The 16,583-nt window shown below is 67.5% G+C and carries 14 protein-coding genes; 11 read left to right on the top strand and 3 right to left on the bottom strand.

Annotated features, from left to right (window positions below; translation table 11 throughout):
- Positions 1-51 precede the first annotated feature (51 nt).
- The 3 genes from M4578_RS18090 to M4578_RS18080 are packed head-to-tail and all read left to right on the top strand — an operon-like array spanning position 52 to position 2,056.
- Positions 52-780: a precorrin-6A/cobalt-precorrin-6A reductase gene (locus tag M4578_RS18090; protein WP_258094700.1), complete on the top strand. Its 729-nt coding sequence runs from the start codon at positions 52-54 to the stop codon at positions 778-780.
- Positions 759-1,394, top strand: coding sequence for a DNA-3-methyladenine glycosylase family protein (locus tag M4578_RS18085; RefSeq protein ID WP_258094699.1), 636 nt, complete (start codon positions 759-761; stop codon positions 1,392-1,394). The genes M4578_RS18090 and M4578_RS18085 overlap by 22 nt, the downstream gene beginning before the upstream one ends.
- A complete protein-coding gene (locus tag M4578_RS18080) occupies positions 1,391-2,056 on the top strand; it encodes an alpha/beta hydrolase (protein WP_258094698.1) in 666 nt (221 codons plus the stop codon). Before M4578_RS18085 ends, M4578_RS18080 begins: the two co-directional genes overlap by 4 nt.
- Positions 2,057-2,290: 234 nt before the next feature.
- Here M4578_RS18080 and typA read toward each other — a convergent pair whose 3' ends face one another.
- Both typA and M4578_RS18070 read right to left on the bottom strand, forming a co-directional pair.
- Positions 2,291-4,111 carry a translational GTPase TypA gene (typA, locus tag M4578_RS18075; protein WP_258094697.1) on the bottom strand — a complete coding sequence of 607 codons (1,821 nt, stop codon included), beginning with the start codon at positions 4,109-4,111 and terminating at the stop codon, positions 2,291-2,293.
- A gap of 64 nt (positions 4,112-4,175) precedes the next feature.
- Positions 4,176-4,505 (bottom strand): DMT family transporter, encoded by a 330-nt coding sequence (locus tag M4578_RS18070; protein ID WP_258094696.1) that lies wholly within the window; start codon positions 4,503-4,505, stop codon positions 4,176-4,178.
- A gap of 493 nt (positions 4,506-4,998) precedes the next feature.
- On the opposite strand from M4578_RS18070, the gene M4578_RS18065 reads away from it, so the two are divergent.
- The 4 genes from M4578_RS18065 (at position 4,999) to M4578_RS18050 (ending at position 9,632) form a co-directional block, all read left to right on the top strand.
- Positions 4,999-6,123, top strand: coding sequence for an extracellular solute-binding protein (locus M4578_RS18065; protein ID WP_258094695.1), 1,125 nt, complete (start codon positions 4,999-5,001; stop codon positions 6,121-6,123).
- Positions 6,124-6,262: 139 nt separating this feature from the next.
- The gene (locus M4578_RS18060; protein ID WP_258094694.1) at positions 6,263-7,366 is read left to right on the top strand and encodes an ABC transporter ATP-binding protein; all 1,104 of its coding nucleotides are present in this window, start codon (positions 6,263-6,265) and stop codon (positions 7,364-7,366) included.
- Positions 7,363-8,748 (top strand): ABC transporter permease, encoded by a 1,386-nt coding sequence (locus tag M4578_RS18055; protein ID WP_258094693.1) that lies wholly within the window; start codon positions 7,363-7,365, stop codon positions 8,746-8,748. Before M4578_RS18060 ends, M4578_RS18055 begins: the two co-directional genes overlap by 4 nt.
- Positions 8,745-9,632, top strand: a complete 888-nt coding sequence (locus M4578_RS18050; protein WP_258094692.1) for an ABC transporter permease — start codon at positions 8,745-8,747, stop codon at positions 9,630-9,632. Before M4578_RS18055 ends, M4578_RS18050 begins: the two co-directional genes overlap by 4 nt.
- Positions 9,633-9,741: 109 nt before the next feature.
- Here M4578_RS18050 and mnmA read toward each other — a convergent pair whose 3' ends face one another.
- Entirely contained in the window at positions 9,742-10,884 is a 1,143-nt protein-coding gene (gene mnmA, locus M4578_RS18045; RefSeq protein ID WP_258094691.1) for a tRNA 2-thiouridine(34) synthase MnmA, read from the bottom strand.
- Positions 10,885-11,009: 125 nt separating this feature from the next.
- Between mnmA and sciP the strand changes: the two genes are divergently transcribed.
- The 4 genes from sciP (at position 11,010) to recG (ending at position 16,574) form a co-directional block, all read left to right on the top strand.
- The gene (gene sciP / locus M4578_RS18040; protein WP_258094690.1) at positions 11,010-11,309 is read left to right on the top strand and encodes a CtrA inhibitor SciP; all 300 of its coding nucleotides are present in this window, start codon (positions 11,010-11,012) and stop codon (positions 11,307-11,309) included.
- Positions 11,310-11,426: 117 nt separating this feature from the next.
- Complete coding sequence (gene ctrA / locus M4578_RS18035; protein WP_258094689.1) at positions 11,427-12,143, top strand: response regulator transcription factor CtrA; 717 nt, start codon at positions 11,427-11,429, stop codon at positions 12,141-12,143.
- Positions 12,144-12,210: 67 nt separating this feature from the next.
- Positions 12,211-14,487, top strand: a complete 2,277-nt coding sequence (gene ligA / locus M4578_RS18030; protein WP_258094688.1) for an NAD-dependent DNA ligase LigA — start codon at positions 12,211-12,213, stop codon at positions 14,485-14,487.
- On the top strand, positions 14,484-16,574 hold the full coding sequence (gene recG / locus M4578_RS18025; RefSeq protein WP_258094687.1) for an ATP-dependent DNA helicase RecG: 2,091 nt from the start codon (positions 14,484-14,486) through the stop codon (positions 16,572-16,574). The genes ligA and recG overlap by 4 nt, the downstream gene beginning before the upstream one ends.
- Positions 16,575-16,583 lie beyond the last annotated feature (9 nt).

Raw genomic sequence — 16,583 nt, 5'->3', positions numbered from 1 at the left:
AGAGGGGAATATGTTTGGCAGCGCACAGTCGCGAGGGCTAAGAGTGAGGGCATGAAGGATCTCCGAACCTCTTTCCTGATCGTCGGCGGCTCGGCCGAGGCGCGCGCGCTTGCGGCGCGGCTGCCGGGCTGTGCGGTGCGTCTGACCGAACCCGACCGGACGCGGCGGGGCTGGCCGGTGCCGGTGAGCCTCGGGCCGCTGTCGGAGGACTGGCTTGCCGCGCAGGGCGTCGCCGCCGTGATCGAGGCGGCGCATCCCTGCGACACCGCCACCGCCTTTGCCACGCAACGGGCCTGCGCTGCGCTGGGGCTGCCCCGGCTGCAACTGGTGCGGCGCGGCTGGCGGGCAGGGCGGGGCGACCGCTGGGTGCATCTGCGCCATGCTGCCGAGGCGGCGCAGGTGATCCCGCGCGGCGCCACGGTGCTCACCGCCATCGGGCGCGAGCGGCTGGGCGGGCTGCGCAATCTCGATGCGCGGGTCTATGCGCGCACGTTGTCGCGTGTCACGGGCGGTTTTCCGCTGCGGCGCGGGCGCTTTCTGCCCGCTGAGGGGCCGTTCACCGTGGCGCAGGAGGCGCGGCTGCTGCGGCGGCTGGAAATCGACTGGCTGATCGTACATGACGCAGGCGGCCCCGGCGGCTGGCCAAAGCTGGCCGCCGCGCGGGCTCTGGGTCTGCCGGTGGCATTGCTGGCGCGTCCGCGCCGGCCCGGCGGGCCGCGTGTGACGACCGTAAACGAGGCGCTGGACTGGGCAGGGCAATGGCTGAGATTGGACGCATAATCGAAAGCGACGCCTGCGTCGCCGAGGGCGCGGCCTGGCTTGCGGGGGCCGAGCCGCGCTTTGCCACTGCCATGGACCTGACCGGCCCGCTGCCGCTGCGCCTGCGTCCGGACGGGTTTGCGCAGCTGCTTTCGGCCATCGTCAGCCAGCAGGTGAGCGTCGCCTCGGCGCGGGCGATCTGGGCCAAGCTCGAGACGGCGGGCATGACCCATCCGCAGGCGATTCTCGCCACCGATGACGAGGCTCTGCGCGGGCTGGGTCTTTCGCGGCAGAAGGCGGCCTATGCGCGTGCGCTGGCCGAGGCCGGGATCGACTTCGACGCGCTGCGCCATGCCCCCACGCCCGAGGTGGTCAGGACGCTGGTCGCGGTGAAAGGGATCGGCATCTGGACGGCGGAAATTTACGCGATGTTCTCGCTCGGGCGCGCCGATGTCTTCGCGCCGGGCGATCTGGCCTTGCAGGAGGCGGCGCGGCTGCTCTTCGATCTTCCCGAGCGCCCCAAAGAGCGCACGCTGCGCGAGATGGCCGAGGCCTGGAGCCCGTGGAGATCGGTTGCGGCGCGGGTGCTCTGGGCCTACTACCATGTTGCGAAACAGCGAGAGGGGATCACATGACCCGCGTTCTGCAAACCGGCCGCAAGGAGCCCGTTTCGGGTGAGATACGGTCCTGTGTGGTCTTCCTGCACGGATATGGCGCCAACGGGGCCGACCTTCTGGGGCTCGCCGATCCGCTGGGCGAGCATCTGCCGGATACGCTGTTCGTGGCGCCCGACGCGCCGGAAAGCTGCGTGGGCGCGCCCTTTGGGTATCAATGGTTCCCGATCCCCTGGCTCGACGGCTCCTCGGAAGAGGAACGCGACGCGGGCATGGCGCGCGCGGTGGAGGATCTGAACGCCTTTCTCGACGCGCTGATGGTGGACGAGGATCTGCTGCCCGAACAGGTGGCGCTCTTCGGCTTCTCGCAGGGCACGATGATGTCGCTGCATGTGGCGCCCCGGCGCGAGGATGAATTCGCGGGGGTGGTGGCGTTTTCCGGCCGTCTGCTGCTGCCCGAACTGCTGGCCGACGAGGTGCAAAGCCGCCCGCCGGTGCTGCTGGTGCATGGCGACGCCGACGAGGTGGTGCCGGTGCAATCGCTGCCCGAGGCGGCGGAGGCGTTGCAGGAGGCGGGCTGGAAAGAGGTCTATGCTCATATCATGAAGGGCACCGGCCATGGCATCGCGCCCGACGGGCTGTCGGTGGCGCTGGCCTTTCTGCGCGATAAATGCGGGTTCTGATCCGGTTGTTCCGCATCCGGTGAGGCCGCCGCGGGACGCCCTGTGTCGCGCCGATTTTGCGTATTTTGCAAAGAGAAGAAGACGCAGCCTGTGTTTCTTCTCTTTGCAAAATACGCAAATCCCGACGGTCCCATGGGCGCCGCGGGGGAGGATCCGGACGATACTGGCAATCTCGACAAGACAAAACGCCCGGGCTTGGGAGCTCGGGCGTTTTGTCTTGTCAGGAAGGGGGGCTTACTGCACCGATTTCGACATCCGCTTGCGTTCATGCGGGTCGAGATAGCGCTTGCGCAGCCGGATGGCGTTGGGGGTGACCTCGACCAGCTCGTCGTCGTTGATATAGGCGATGGCCTCTTCGAGCGACAGGGTGACCGGGGTGGTCAGGCGCACGGCCTCGTCGGTGCCCGAGGCGCGCACGTTGGTGAGCTTCTTGCCCTTCAGCGGGTTCACCTCGAGATCGTTGTCGCGCGAGTGTTCGCCGATGATCATGCCGGTATAGACCGGCGCCTGGGCGCCGATGAACATCTTGCCGCGATCCTCGAGGTTCCACAGCGCATAGGCCACCGCCTCGCCGTTTTCCATCGAGATCAGCACGCCGGCGCGGCGGCCCTCGATCGGGCCCTTATGCGGGGTCCAGCCGTGGAACACGCGGTTCAGCACGCCGGTGCCGCGGGTGTCGGTGAGGAATTCGCCGTGATAGCCGATCAGCCCGCGCGAGGGCACATGCGCGATGATCCGCGTCTTGCCGGCGCCGGCGGGTTTCATCTCGACCAGCTCGCCCTTGCGGGTGCCGGTCAGCTTTTCGATCACAGCGCCGGAATATTCGTCATCGACGTCGATGGTGGCTTCCTCGACCGGCTCCATGAGCTGGCCGTCCTCTTCCTTCATGATGACCTGCGGGCGCGAGATGCTGAGCTCGAAGCCCTCGCGGCGCATGTTCTCGATCAGCACGCCCATCTGCAGTTCGCCGCGGCCCGAGACCTCGAAGGCCTCGCCGCCCGGGGTGTCCTTGATCTTGATCGCGACATTGCCCTCGGCCTCTTTCATCAGCCGGTCGCGGATGACGCGCGACTGCACCTTCTTGCCGTCGCGGCCGGCAAGCGGGCTGTCGTTGATGCCGAAGGTCACGGTGATGGTCGGCGGGTCGATGGGCTGGGCGTCGAGCGGCTCGTCGACCGCGAGCGCGCAGATCGTGTCGGCGACGGTGGCCTTGCTCATGCCGGCGAGGCTGACGATGTCGCCGGCGAGGCCCTCGTCGATATCGGCCTGGGCGAGACCGCGGAACGCCTGCACGCGGGTCACGCGGAACTGTTCGATCTTCTGGCCGATGCGGCTGATCGCCTGCACCGTCTGGCCGACCTTGACCTTGCCGGTCTCGATCCGGCCGGTGAGCAGACGGCCCACGAACGGGTCCGAGCCCAGCGTGGTGGCGAGCATCCGGAAATCCTCGTCCTGATGCTTGATCTGCTTGGGCGCGGGGACGTGGTTCACGATCAGGTTGAACAGCGCCGAGAGATCCTTGCGCGGCCCGTCGAGCTCGGCATCGGCCCAGCCGTTGCGGCCCGAGGCATACATATGCGGGAAATCGAGCTGGTCCTCGTCGGCATCGAGCGAGGCGAAGAGGTCGAAACACTCGTCGAGCGCGCGGTCGGGCTCGGCATCGGGCTTATCGACCTTGTTCAGCACCACGATGGGGCGCAGGCCGAGGGCGAGCGCCTTGGAGGTCACGAATTTGGTCTGCGGCATCGGGCCTTCGGCGGCGTCCACCAGCAGCACCACGCCATCGACCATCGACAGGATGCGCTCGACCTCGCCGCCGAAATCGGCGTGGCCGGGGGTGTCGACGATATTGATCCGCGTGCCCTTCCACTCGACCGAGGTCGGCTTGGCAAAGATCGTGATGCCGCGTTCGCGCTCCAGATCGTTGCTGTCCATGGCGCGTTCGGCCACGGCCTGGTTCTCGCGGAAGGCGCCCGATTGTTTCAGGAGTTCGTCGACAAGCGTGGTCTTGCCGTGGTCCACGTGGGCGATGATCGCGATGTTGCGCAGGTCCATGGGTCAGCCTTTTCGGAAACGTTGCGCGACCGCCTAGCGGGGCGCGCCGGAAAAGGCCAGACCCTTAATGCCCGGCGGTGCCGGAAAACAGGTTGATGACCAGGATGCCGGCAAGGATCAGCCCGATGCCGAGCATTGCGGGCAGGTCGAGCCGCTGGCCGAAGGCGACAAGGCCGATCACCGCGATGAAGACGATGCCCAACCCCGACCAGAGCGCATAGGCGACCCCCACGGGAAAGCTCTTGAGCACGATGGAGAGCAGCCAGAAGGCCAGCGCGTAGGAGACCACCACAAGCGCCGAGGGCAGCGGGCGGGTGAACTGCTGGCTGGCCTGAAGCGCGGCGGTGCCGATGGTTTCCGCCAGCACGGCGAGGGCGAGGACGAGATAGGGCATCGGGGATCTCCGGGAGCGGTTGCGCCTGTCATGCCCCGGAACGCGGCCGGAGGCCAGAGCGGGAGCGCCTTTGCCGGGACGCCGCGCGGGCGGAGAGGGGCGGGATCGCCTCCGGCGGGCGTATTTGGAAAGAGAAGAAGCACAGGAGGGGGCGCGGGGGCGGAGAGGTGAGGGGATTGGGGGAGGAGAGAGGAAGGCATCTGGAGGAGATGCGAGAGCATGGGCGGAGAGAGGAGCGGGTCGCGGGCACCGATGGGACGAGACATGCTTGCAGGGGATGGGCGGGTGCCGGGGTGGCGTGGAGGGGGGGCGATCCGGTGTTGGGAGGGCTGGAGGGCGGCCTGCAGGGGCGGGGCGGCGGAGGCGACGTCGGGGCAGGGTGGCGTGCGTCACAAAGCTCTTACAAAAGCGTCATCTCCCTGTGTCGCGGCGGGGCTAACCGGCGATCCATCCGGGCGCGCGGCGCCCGATCTTGCAGAAAAAGGGATCTCCCATGAAGCTCACCCGCCGTTCCGCCCTGCAGCTCACCGCCACCGCGGTGGCCGCCCCCGTCGTCCTGCGTGCCCATGACGCGCTGGCCGCCTCGGGCAGCGTCAAGGTTCTTGCCTGGCAGGATTACGTTCAGCCGAACATCGCCGAGAAATTCGAGGCCGACACCGGCATCAAGCTCGAGCTGACCACCTTCGGCTCGAACGACGAGGCGCAATCCATCGTGCGCGCCTCGAATGGCGGCGATTTCGACGTGGTCTTCCCCTCCATCGACACCGCGGTGAACTATCTTGACGAGAATGGCGACAGCTATTTCGCGCCGGTCCCCGAGACCGTGAACATGGATGCGATCTATCCCAGCTTCCTGCGCGACAGCGTCGCGCTTGGCGCCAGCCACGCGGGCAAGCAGATCCTGCTGCCGCATGACTGGGGCACCGAGGGCATCACGCTGAACCGCGCCAAGCTGCCGATCTCGGACGCCGACCTGTCCTTTGGCGACCTCTTCACGCAAGAGGCGGCCAAGGGCGCGGCCTCCTTCCGCCAGAAATCGGTGATCATGGGCGCGGGTCTCTACCTCGACGCCACCGGCGAGGTGCCGTCGAACCGCATGCTCGACGTCTACAAATCCGAGGACGACGCCCGCCGCGTCTGGGGCGCCATCACCCAGTGGATCCTGGCGCATAAGGAAAACATCGGCGCCTTCTGGAACAACGCCACCGAGGCGACCGCCGCCTTCAAGGACGCGGGCTGCGTCATCGGCCAGACCTGGGACACCACCGGCCTGCTGCTGAACCGTGAGAACCCCGATTACGTCTATCGCGCCCCCAAGGAAGGCATCATCACCTGGATGGACACCATGGGCATCCTGCGCGGCGCGCCGAACCCCGAGCAGGCGGTGGCCTTCGTCAACTTCATGCTGACGCCGGAAGTGGGCGGCATGTTCGCCAACAACACCGGCTACAACTCCGCCGTGGTCGGTGCGGCCGACTTCGCCAGCGAAGAGTTCAAGCGCCAGTTCAACGAGGTCTATACCGAGAGCGTTCTGGGCAACATGTGGTGGTGGCAGGCCTCGACGCCCTTCTTCGACCCGATCCGCAACGAGTTCGTCGAGATCCTGACCAACGCCTGATCCGGGCCCGTCCGGACCGAGAGAGCGGGCCGTCAGCGGCCCGCTCTTGCCGTTTCGCGCGACAGGGCTTTGCGCGGGACCATCAAGAAACTGTCATCTTCGCCCGGTAACCCGGTCACGTTTCCCACGGAGGTGCGCCATGCGCGGCAAGGACGTAACGCTGGACGGCGTGTCGATCACCTATCCCAACGGCTTTACCGCCGTCGAACCCACAGATCTGCGCATCGAGGCGGGGGAGTTCTTTTCCATCCTCGGGCCCTCGGGATGCGGCAAGACGACGATTCTGCGCGCGGTCTCGGGCTTTATCGAGCCCTCGCACGGGCGGGTGCTCATCGGTGGCGCGGATATGGCGGGCATCGGTGCCAACGCCCGGCCTACGGCGCTGATTTTCCAGAACCTCGCGCTGTTCCCGCTGATGCCGGTCTGGGAAAACGTCGCCTTCGGGCTGGAGGCGCGCGGTGTCGGCAAACGTGCCCGCCGGGCCAAGGCGCAGGAGCTGCTGGAGCTGGTGGCGCTTGGCGATCAGGGCGACAAGCTGCCCTCGGAGCTGTCGGGCGGGCAGCGCCAGCGGGTGGCGATCGCGCGGGCGCTGGCGGTGGAGCCGTCGGTGCTGCTGCTCGACGAGCCGCTCTCGGCGCTGGACCTGAAGCTGCGCCAGCACATGCGCGCCGAGTTGCGGGCGATCCAGCGCAAGACCGGCGTGACCTTTATCTACATCACCCACGATCAGGGCGAGGCGCTGACCATGTCCGACCGCATCGCGGTGATGAACAAGGGCGTCATCGAACAGGTGGGCACCGGCGACGAGATCTATTCCCGCCCGCGCACCGCCTTCGCCGCGAGTTTCGTGGGCGAAATCAACCGCCTGGACGGGCGTATTGAAGCGGTCGAGAACGGCACCGCGCGCATCACCACGCCGCTGGGCCGGTTCCGTGCCCGTAACCCCGAGCAGCTTGCGCCGGGCGCCGATGCCATGCTTTTCGTGCGCCCCGAGGCGATGGTGCCCGGCCATGCGGAGAACCGGCTGTCGGCACGGCTCAGGCGCCGCGATCTGGAAGGCGCCTTCCTCAACCTCTTCTTCGAGGCGCAGGGGGTGGAGCTGGCGGTGCATGTCACCAATGACGGGCGCGCGCCGGTGGTGGCGGGCGACGAGATCATGGGGCTGGGCTTTGCCTCGGATCAGGCGGTGATCCTGCCCGCCGGGCCGCTGGCGCGCACCGGGCAGGAGCTGGCGGCGCAATGAGCGGGCTTTTGCGCGGATACGGGCGCGGGCTGACGCTGGCGTTTTTCGCCGCCGCCGCGCTTTGGGGGCTGATGCTGATCATCCTGCCGCAGCTCACCATGCTGGAACGCGCGATGACGGCGCCGAAACGGGCGCTCGACAGTTCGGTGGCGCAGATGCTGGTGCGCGACGCGCGCACCTGTATCTCGGTGCTGGACACGCTGACGCCCGCCGCGCCCGCGCCTTCCGGCGGGCTGGCCATCCCCTCGCTCTCGGGGCCCGCCTCTCCGGCACCGGGGCTGGCGCTGCCCTCGCTGGGCGGCGAGGGGCAGGCGGCGAAACGGCCCTATATCCTGCAATGCGACCGCACCACCACGCATGTGTCGCTGGTGCGCTCTGCGGGCGAGCCGCGCGCCTGGCTGGACGAGACCTATGGCCTGCCGTTGCGGAGCGTCTCCGACACCGGACCGATTGACGATCAGAAAGCCGCCGCCGAAGAGATCGGCGCCCTGGCGCAGACGCTTTACGGCGAGCTGAAAACGCGCGAGGCAAACGCCAACCCCTATACGCTGGAGAATTTCGCGACGCTGGCCAGCGCACGGCTGATCCCGCAGTCCGACGCCCAGCGGGCCGAGGAAAACGCCAGGCTTTCCAACAAGCTGCTGGCGCTGATCGGGCTGCGCTACGAGGCCGGGGGCCAGACCTATGAGCGCATCGGGCTGGTGACGCTCACCCGCACGCTGGTGCAGGCGGTGATCGCCACGGCGCTGGCGCTGCTGCTGTGTTATCCCATCGCCTACAAGGTGGCGCTGGCCACGCCGCCGCAGCGCGCGGTCTGGCTCTTCCTCGGGCTGGTGATCCCCTATGCCATCGTCGAGCTGATGCGGATCTATGCCTGGACCACGATCATCGACAATGCGGGGCTGCTCAACGGGCTGCTGCAAGGGCTGGGCCTGATCGCCGAGCCGATCCAGTTCAAGCGCTTCCCCGGCACGGTCTTTCTGGTGATCGTCTACACCTATGTGCTGTTCATGGTCTTCCCGATCTACAACGTGATGAACACGCTCGACCGCAACCAGATCGAGGCGGCGCGCGATCTTGGCGCCGCGCCCTGGCGGGTGCATTGGCGCATCATCATCCCGCATTCCAAGCCCGGCATCGCGGTCGGCACCATCGCCACCTTCATGCTGGCGGCGGGGGCGTTTTCGGTGCCGCGCATCATCAGTCGCGGCTTGCAGGCGGAATGGTTCAGCCAGACGATCTACAACAAATTCTTCGAAAGCCCGAACGCCAATGCCGGGGCCGCCTACAGCTTTGCCTATACGCTGGTCTGCTTCGCGCTGGTGGCGCTTTTCATGTGGCTGATGCGGACGCGGCTCAAGGATTTCGCGAGGGTACAATGACGGATCTCAGCGAAACACGCAGTGGCACTCCGGCCCTTCGCCTGCCGCGTCTCATCAGCGCCGACGGGCTGCTGACGCTCTACACCTGGGCGTTCCTCTGCTTCATGTTCCTGCCGCTGCTGCTCATGGTGCTGTCGTCCTTCAACGACATCTCGCCGCCCTCGGTCACCGAGTGGCGGGGGGTTACCGGCAAATGGTACGCGTTCTTCTGGATGCCGGAGGAGGCGCTGCGCGCCGATCCGGTGCTGCGGGCGCTCGACCGCGACCGCTTTGTCGGCTGTTTCGGCAATTCGGTGCTGGTGGCGACGCTTGTCGTGCCGCTGGCGCTGATGCTGGGGCTGTCGGGGGCGGTGCTGCTGACCCGCTGGCGGTCGCGGGCGAACGGGGTGCTCTGGTGGGTGCTGCTGTCGCCGATGCTGGCGCCCGGCGTGGTGCTGGGCCTGTCGGCGCTGGTGTTCTGGGGGCGGCTCGGCGTGGATGCGGGGCTGTTCACCATTGTCATGGCGCAGGTGACCTTCATCGCCGGGTATCCGATGCTGATCCTGATGGCGCGGCTGCAACGACAGCCGGTGGAGCTGGAAGAGGCGGCGCTGGATCTGGGCGCCACGCCGTTCCGCGTCTTCCGCCGCCTAACGCTGCCCTATCTGGCGCCCGCGCTGGTCTCGGCCGGGGTGATCGCCTTCATGGCGTCGATGGAGAACTACAACACCACCATGTTCGCCAAGGGCGGCGCCTGCACCTTTGCCACCGAGATCGGCGCCATGGCGCGCAACCCCAACGGCCACCCGCCGGTGATCAACGCGGTGGGCACGGTCATCATCCTGCTGACGGTGGCGGTGGCCTCGCTGCATACCTTTCTGAACCGGAAGGGCGCCGGACGGTGAGCCCTGCCGCCCGGGCGCGCCTGCCATGGCGCCCCGGTTCTACAGGACCGACGGCAGCCGGGTCCAATAGCGTTGAGATTGAAAGAGTCTGCCGGCTAGCCCCGGCCTCTCAGTACCCGCGCCAGATCCAGCCGCCGCCGAAGATGCGGCTGCTGTCGGGATCGTAGAACACGCAGGCCTGGCCCGGCGACACGCCTTCCTCCGCCACCAGCAGCTCGACCTCGGCCTCGGTCTCGGAAAGCGGACGGATCACCGCTTCGCGCGGGGGGCGGGTGGAGCGCACCTTGACCGAAAGCGGCCATTCCTTGCGCGAGGTGAAGGGTTCGTCGCCCAGCCAGTTGATCTCGCGCACCGGCACCTTGCGGGTGGCGAGCATCTCTTTCGGCCCCACCACCACGCGCTTGGCATCGACATCCAGCTTCACCACGTAAAGCGGATCGCTCAGCCCGCCGATGCCGAGCCCCCGGCGCTGGCCGATGGTGTAATGGATCACCCCCCGGTGTTCCCCCAGAACCCGTCCGTCGGCATGCACGATCTCGCCCGGCTCGGCGGCGCCGGGGCGCAGCTTTTCGATCACCGAGGCATAGTTGCCGTCGGGCACGAAACAGATGTCCTGACTGTCGGGCTTGTCCGCCACGCTCAGCCCGTATTTCGCCGCCAGCGCGCGGGTTTCGGCCTTGCTCTTCAGATGGCCCAGCGGGAAGCGCAGGAAGGAGAGCTGTTCGGGCGTGGTCGAGAACAGGAAATAGCTCTGGTCGCGGTTGGCATCCGCCGCCGCATGCAGTTCGGGGCCATGGGCGCCGGTCATGCGCTGGATGTAATGGCCGGTGGCCATGCAATCGGCGTCGAGATCCTTGGCGGTTTCCAGCAGGTCCTTGAACTTCACCCGCTCGTTGCAGCGGATACAGGGCACCGGCGTGGCGCCGCCCAGATAGCTTTCGGCGAATTCGTCGATCACCGCGTCGCGGAAGATGTTCTCGTAATCCAGCACGTAATGCGGAAAACCCATCTGCTCGGCCACGCGGCGCGCATCGTGAATGTCGATCCCGGCGCAGCAGGCGCCTTTCTTGGCCAGCGCGGCGCCATGGTCGTAAAGCTGAAGCGTCACGCCCACCACGTCATAGCCTTCCTCGGCCAGCATCGCCGCCACGACCGAACTGTCCACGCCGCCGGACATGGCGACGACCACGCGCGTCTCGGACGGCGGCTTCGGCAGGCCGAGCGAATTGAGGTTCTGGGCGTCGAGGGGCATCTGAATCTCCTGGGGATAAGGCGGGAATATAGGAAAATGCGATGCACTCTCAAGGGGCGGTTTTAGATGCCGTTAAATCGGGCGCGGTCAAATAGCTCTCAGCCGGAACGACTGGGACAAGACAAATGTATCTGAAAAAAATCGACGGCCCGCGCGCGGTGACCCTCCCGGACGGCACGATCATGACCCGCGCCGATCTGCCGCCCGTCGAAACCCGGCGTTGGGTGGCCTCGCGCAAGGCGGCCGTGGTGAAGGCAGTGCGCTACGGTTTGTTGTCGGAAAAACAAGCGCTTGACCGATACGGGCTCAGCGCCGAGGAGCTGGGCGAATGGCTCCGCGCGGTGGCCTGCCATGGCGAGGAGGCGCTGAAAGCGACGCTGGTGCAGCGGTTCCGCGCGCCCGGGCCCGACACATCCGCAGACTGAGTGTTGCGCACGGCAACCTGCGGTTGAAATGACTCTGCGTTTGTCTACAGTAAAGAAGCATTAACCTATTTCCGACAGGGTCGGGTCCAACGGGACAGAACAAGCGGAGAACAGCCCATGCGCATCCTTCTGGTGGAAGACGATCCGACCACGTCGAAAAGCATCGAACTGATGCTGACCCACGCCAACCTGAATGTCTATGCGACCGATCTGGGGGAAGAGGGCATCGACCTTGCCAAGCTCTACGATTACGATCTGATCCTTCTCGATCTCAACCTGCCCGACATCGACGGTCACGAGGTGCTGCGGCAGTTGCGCCTGTCGCGGATCAACACGCCGATCCTGATCCTGTCAGGGGCCGACGATACCGAGAACAAGATCAAGGGCTTCGGCTTCGGCGCCGACGATTATCTGACGAAACCCTTCCACCGCGACGAGCTGGTGGCGCGCATTCACGCGATCATTCGCCGGTCCAAGGGGCATTCGCAATCGGTGATCCGCACCGGCAAGATCTCGGTCAATCTCGATGCCAAGACGGTGGAAGTGGGCGGCAAGCCGGTACATCTGACCGGAAAGGAATACCAGATGCTCGAGCTGCTGTCGCTGCGCAAGGGCACGACGCTGACCAAGGAGATGTTCCTCAACCATCTTTATGGCGGCATGGACGAGCCCGAGCTCAAGATCATCGACGTGTTCATCTGCAAGCTGCGCAAGAAACTCTCCGAGGCGACAGGCAACGAAAACTACATCGAGACGGTCTGGGGCCGGGGCTATGTGCTGCGCGATCCCGAGCCGGGCGCCGGCGAACCGCCGGTCATCGCCGCCAGCGCCTGAGCGGCTGGACGCCGCCGCCCGCGCGCCCTATCACTTGCGCCAGACGGCGTGATACGGGGGCGCGGCCATGGCAGAGCTTGCAATCGGGGATATTGCGGTCGAGGCACTGACCGAGACGCAGGCGCGCGCCGAGCTGGCGCGGCTTGCCGAGCTGCTGGCGGGGGCCAACCTAGCCTATCACACCGAAGACGCGCCCGAGATCAGCGATGCCGCCTATGACGCGCTGAAACGGCGCAACGCCGCCATCGAGGCGCGATTCCCCGAGCTGAAACGGGAAGACAGCCCCAGCGAGCAGGTCGGCGCGCCTCTGGCCGAAGGCTTTGCCAAGGTCCGCCACGCGGTGCGGATGATGTCTTTGGGCAATGCTTTCGACGCCGAGGAGGTGCGCGATTTCGACGCCCGCATCCGCCGCTATCTGGGCCTTGCCGACGATGCGCCGCTGGCCTTCACCGCCGAGCCCAAGATCGACGGCCTGTCGCTGTCGCTGCGCTATGAGGGCGGCGTTCTGGTGCAGGCGGCGACGCGCGGCGACGGGGCCGAGGGCGAGAACGTCACCGCCAACGCCCGTACCATCGCCGATATTCCCGAGCGGCTGGATGGGGCGCCCGAGGTGCTCGAGGTGCGGGGCGAGGTCTATATGAGCCATGCGGATTTCGCGGCGCTGAACACGCGGCAGGAGGCGCAGGGCGGCAAACGCTTTGCCAATCCGCGCAACGCCGCCGCAGGCTCGCTGCGCCAGCTCGACGCCGAGATCACCCGGTCGCGCCCGCTGAAATTCTTCGCCTACGCCTGGGGCGCGCTCTCGGCGCCGCTGGCCGAGACGCAGATGGGCGCAATCGAGCGGCTGCATGCGCTTGGGTTCGAAACCAATCCGCTGACGGTGCTTTGCGACGGACCGCAGGAGATGCTGGCGCATTACGCGCGGATCGAGGAACAGCGCGCGACGCTGGGCTATGACATCGACGGTGTGGTCTACAAGGTGAACGATCTCGCGCTTCAGGCGCGGCTAGGCTTTCGCTCGACCACGCCGCGCTGGGCCATCGCGCATAAATTCCCCGCCGAACTGGCCTGGACCCGGCTCGAATCCATCGACATCCAGGTCGGTCGCACCGGCGCGCTGTCGCCGGTCGCGCGGCTGACCCCGGTCACCGTGGGCGGGGTCGTGGTGTCGAACGCGACGCTGCACAATGAGGATTACATCGCCGGGCGCGACGCGCGGGGCGAGGTCATCCGCCCCGATCCCGAAGGGCATCCCAAGGATATTCGTCTGGGCGACTGGGTGCAGGTCTACCGCGCCGGCGACGTGATCCCCAAGGTCGCCGATGTGGATCTGTCCAAACGCCCCGAGGACGCGCGGCCCTATACCTTCCCCGCCATCTGTCCGGAATGCGGCTCCGAGGCGATCCGCGAGGAGGGCGACGCCGTGCGCCGCTGCACCGGCGGCCTGATCTGCCCGGCGCAGGCGGTCGAGAAGCTGAAACATTTCGTCTCCCGCGCGGCTTTCGACATCGAGGGGCTGGGCGCCAAGCAGGTGGAGCAGTTCTACCGTGACGGCTGGATCAAGGAGCCTGCCGATATCTTCACGCTGAAGGCGCGTTACGGTTCCGGCATGCAGCAGCTCAAGAACCGCGAGGGCTGGGGCGAGAAGAGCGCGGCGAACCTGTTCGACGCAATCGACGAGCGCCGCCGCATCGCGCTGGGCCGGGTGATCTTTGCGCTCGGGATCCGCCATGTGGGCGAGGTCGTCGCCAATGATCTGGCCCGCCACTACCTGCGCTGGGACACGCTGATCGCCGCCGTCGACACGGCGCGCCCGGCCGCCGCGCGCCACCGCCGGGCCGAGGCGGCGGTCGAGGCCGAACGCAAGGCCGCCGCCAGCGAAGATCGCCGCGCCCGCATCAAGGAAACCCGCGATGCCGTCTGGGCCGACGACCCGCAGGTCCCGCCCGAGGCGCGCGCCGCCTGGGACGATCTGGTCGGCGTCGACGGCATCGGCACCACCGTGGCGGTGGCGCTGGTCACCTCCTTCGGGCAGGAGGCCGAGCGCGCCTCCATCGACCGGCTGGTGGCCCATCTCGACATTCAGGAGGCCGAGCGCCCGGCGACCGAGGGCTCGCCGGTGGCGGGCAAGACCGTGGTCTTCACCGGATCGCTGGAAAAAATGACCCGCGCCGAGGCCAAGGCGCGGGCCGAGGCGCTGGGCGCCAAGGTCTCGGGCTCGGTCAGCAAGAAGACCGACATCGTGGTGGCGGGGCCGGGCGCGGGTTCGAAAGAGACCAAGGCGCGCGAACTGGGGGTCGAGATCATGGACGAAGACGCCTGGCTGGCGCTCATCGGAGCATGACCCAGCGGCCCGAAGCGCTCTGGCCGCTCTTTGCGGAGCTCAAGACGCTGGCGGGCGTCGGCCCCAAAAGCGCGCAGGCGCTGGAGGGGCTGGAGATCGCCGCGCCGCGCGATCTGCTCTTCACCCTGCCGCATTCGGTGATCGACCGCCGCCCGCGCGACACGGTGCAGGGCGCCGATCTGCCGGGCGTGGTGACGGTGGCGGTCACGGTGGGGGCGCATTACCCGCCGTCGCGCAAGGGCCGCCCCTATCGCATCCATGTGGAGGATGCGCAGACCGGCTTTCAGCTCGTCTTCTTCCACGGGCGCGAGGATTACCTGCGCAAGCAGCTACCCGAAGGCGCGCGGCGGCTGGTCTCGGGCCGGGTGGAGCTTTTCGACAGCATCGCGCAGATGGTGCATCCCGACCATATCCTGCCGGTCGAGGAAGCTCAGGCGCTGCCCGCATACGAGCCGGTCTATCCGCTGACCCATGGCGTGACGCAGAAGCTTATGGCGCGGGCGGCGGCGGATGCGCTGAGCCGCGCGCCGGAACTGGGGGAGTGGATCGACCCGGCGCTGAAGGCGCGCGAGGGCTGGCCCGACTGGCACGCGGCGTTGACCCGTGCCCATGCGCCGGAAGGGACGGGCGATCTGACCCCCACGGCCCCGGCGCGGGCGCGGCTCGCCTATGACGAGCTGATGGCGCATCAGCTCACGCTGGCCCTGGCGCGGGTGCATCGCCGCAAGGGCAAGGGGCGGGTCACCATGGGCAATGGGGCCCTGCGGCGCAAGGTCTTGGCCTCGCTGCCGTTTCGCCCCACGGGCGCGCAGGCCCGCGCGATGGACGAGATCGCCGAAGACATGGCGGGCCCCGAGCGGATGAATCGGCTGTTGCAGGGGGATGTGGGCGCGGGCAAGACGCTGGTCGCTTTCATGGCGCTGCTGATCGCGGTCGAGGCCGGCGGGCAGGGGGTGATGATGGCCCCCACCGAGATTCTGGCGCGGCAGCATCTGGACGGGCTGAAGCCTCTGGCGGACAGCGCCGGGGTGGTGCTGGAACTCTTGACCGGGCGCGACAAAGGGGCCGAGCGGCGCGCCAAGCTGGCGGCGCTGGCGCGGGGCGATATCCAGATCCTCGTGGGCACCCATGCGGTGTTCCAGGCGGATGTGGCGTTTGCCGATCTGCGGCTGGCGATTGTGGACGAGCAGCACCGTTTCGGCGTGCGCCAGCGGCTGGAGCTGGGGCGCAAGGGCGCGGCGGCGGATGTGCTGGTGATGACGGCGACTCCAATCCCGCGCAGCCTCGCGCTGGCGCAATATGGCGACATGGATGTCTCGCTGCTGGACGAAAAACCGCCCGGGCGCAAGGCGATCCGCACCGCGCTGATCTCCTCCGAGCGTATGGAGGAGGTGGTCGCCCATCTGCGCAAGGCGGTGGCCGAGGGGCGGCAGGCCTATTGGGTCTGCCCGCTGGTCGAGGAGAGCGAGGCGGTCGATCTGACCGCCTCGGAAGAGCGGTTCAAACATCTGCGCGCGGTGCTGGGCGAGGGCGTCGTGGGGCTGGTGCACGGCCAGATGCCGCCCGCCGAAAAGGACGCCGCCATGGCGCGGTTTGTGGCGGGCGAGACCAAGGTGCTGGTGGCCACCACGGTGATCGAGGTCGGGGTGAACGTGCCCAACGCCTCGATCATGGTGATCGAGCGCGCCGAATGGTTCGGTCTGGCGCAGCTCCACCAGCTACGCGGTCGGGTCGGGCGGGGCGAGGCCGAAAGCACCTGCCTGCTGATGTATCAGCCGCCGCTGGGCGAGACGGGCATGAAGCGCCTGACCACCCTGCGCGAGACCGAGGACGGATTCCGCATCTCGGAGGTGGATCTGGAGATGCGCGGGGCGGGCGATCTGATCGGTACGGCGCAATCCGGGCTGCCGCGATTCCGCGTGGCGGATCTGGAGCATCAGGCGGGGCTGATGGCGATGGCGCAGAGCGACGCGCGCAAGTTGCTGCATGACGATCCGGCGCTGGAGAGCGACCGGGGGCAGGCGGCGCGCATGCTGCTCTGGCTGATGCGGCAGGACGAGGCGATCCGGCTCATTTCCGTCGGCTGAGAGGGTCGG

This window comes from Salipiger pentaromativorans, from assembly GCF_024721115.1.
Classification (GTDB): domain Bacteria; phylum Pseudomonadota; class Alphaproteobacteria; order Rhodobacterales; family Rhodobacteraceae; genus Salipiger; species Salipiger pentaromativorans.
Note: the sequence above shows the minus strand (reverse complement) of the source record. Positions and strands in the feature narration are given on the sequence as shown.

Excerpts from the sequence above, each read along its gene's own strand:
- M4578_RS18090 (WP_258094700.1), top strand. The coding sequence starts at position 52 with ATGAAGGATCTCCGAACCTCTTTCCTGATCGTCGGCGGCTCGGCCGAG.
- M4578_RS18085 (WP_258094699.1), top strand. The coding sequence starts at position 759 with ATGGCTGAGATTGGACGCATAATCGAAAGCGACGCCTGCGTCGCCGAG.
- M4578_RS18080 (WP_258094698.1), top strand. The coding sequence starts at position 1,391 with ATGACCCGCGTTCTGCAAACCGGCCGCAAGGAGCCCGTTTCGGGTGAG.
- typA (WP_258094697.1), bottom strand. The coding sequence starts at position 4,111 with ATGGACCTGCGCAACATCGCGATCATCGCCCACGTGGACCACGGCAAG.
- M4578_RS18070 (WP_258094696.1), bottom strand. The coding sequence starts at position 4,505 with ATGCCCTATCTCGTCCTCGCCCTCGCCGTGCTGGCGGAAACCATCGGC.
- M4578_RS18065 (WP_258094695.1), top strand. The coding sequence starts at position 4,999 with ATGAAGCTCACCCGCCGTTCCGCCCTGCAGCTCACCGCCACCGCGGTG.
- M4578_RS18060 (WP_258094694.1), top strand. The coding sequence starts at position 6,263 with ATGCGCGGCAAGGACGTAACGCTGGACGGCGTGTCGATCACCTATCCC.
- M4578_RS18055 (WP_258094693.1), top strand. The coding sequence starts at position 7,363 with ATGAGCGGGCTTTTGCGCGGATACGGGCGCGGGCTGACGCTGGCGTTT.
- M4578_RS18050 (WP_258094692.1), top strand. The coding sequence starts at position 8,745 with ATGACGGATCTCAGCGAAACACGCAGTGGCACTCCGGCCCTTCGCCTG.
- mnmA (WP_258094691.1), bottom strand. The coding sequence starts at position 10,884 with ATGCCCCTCGACGCCCAGAACCTCAATTCGCTCGGCCTGCCGAAGCCG.
- sciP (WP_258094690.1), top strand. The coding sequence starts at position 11,010 with ATGTATCTGAAAAAAATCGACGGCCCGCGCGCGGTGACCCTCCCGGAC.
- ctrA (WP_258094689.1), top strand. The coding sequence starts at position 11,427 with ATGCGCATCCTTCTGGTGGAAGACGATCCGACCACGTCGAAAAGCATC.
- ligA (WP_258094688.1), top strand. The coding sequence starts at position 12,211 with ATGGCAGAGCTTGCAATCGGGGATATTGCGGTCGAGGCACTGACCGAG.
- recG (WP_258094687.1), top strand. The coding sequence starts at position 14,484 with ATGACCCAGCGGCCCGAAGCGCTCTGGCCGCTCTTTGCGGAGCTCAAG.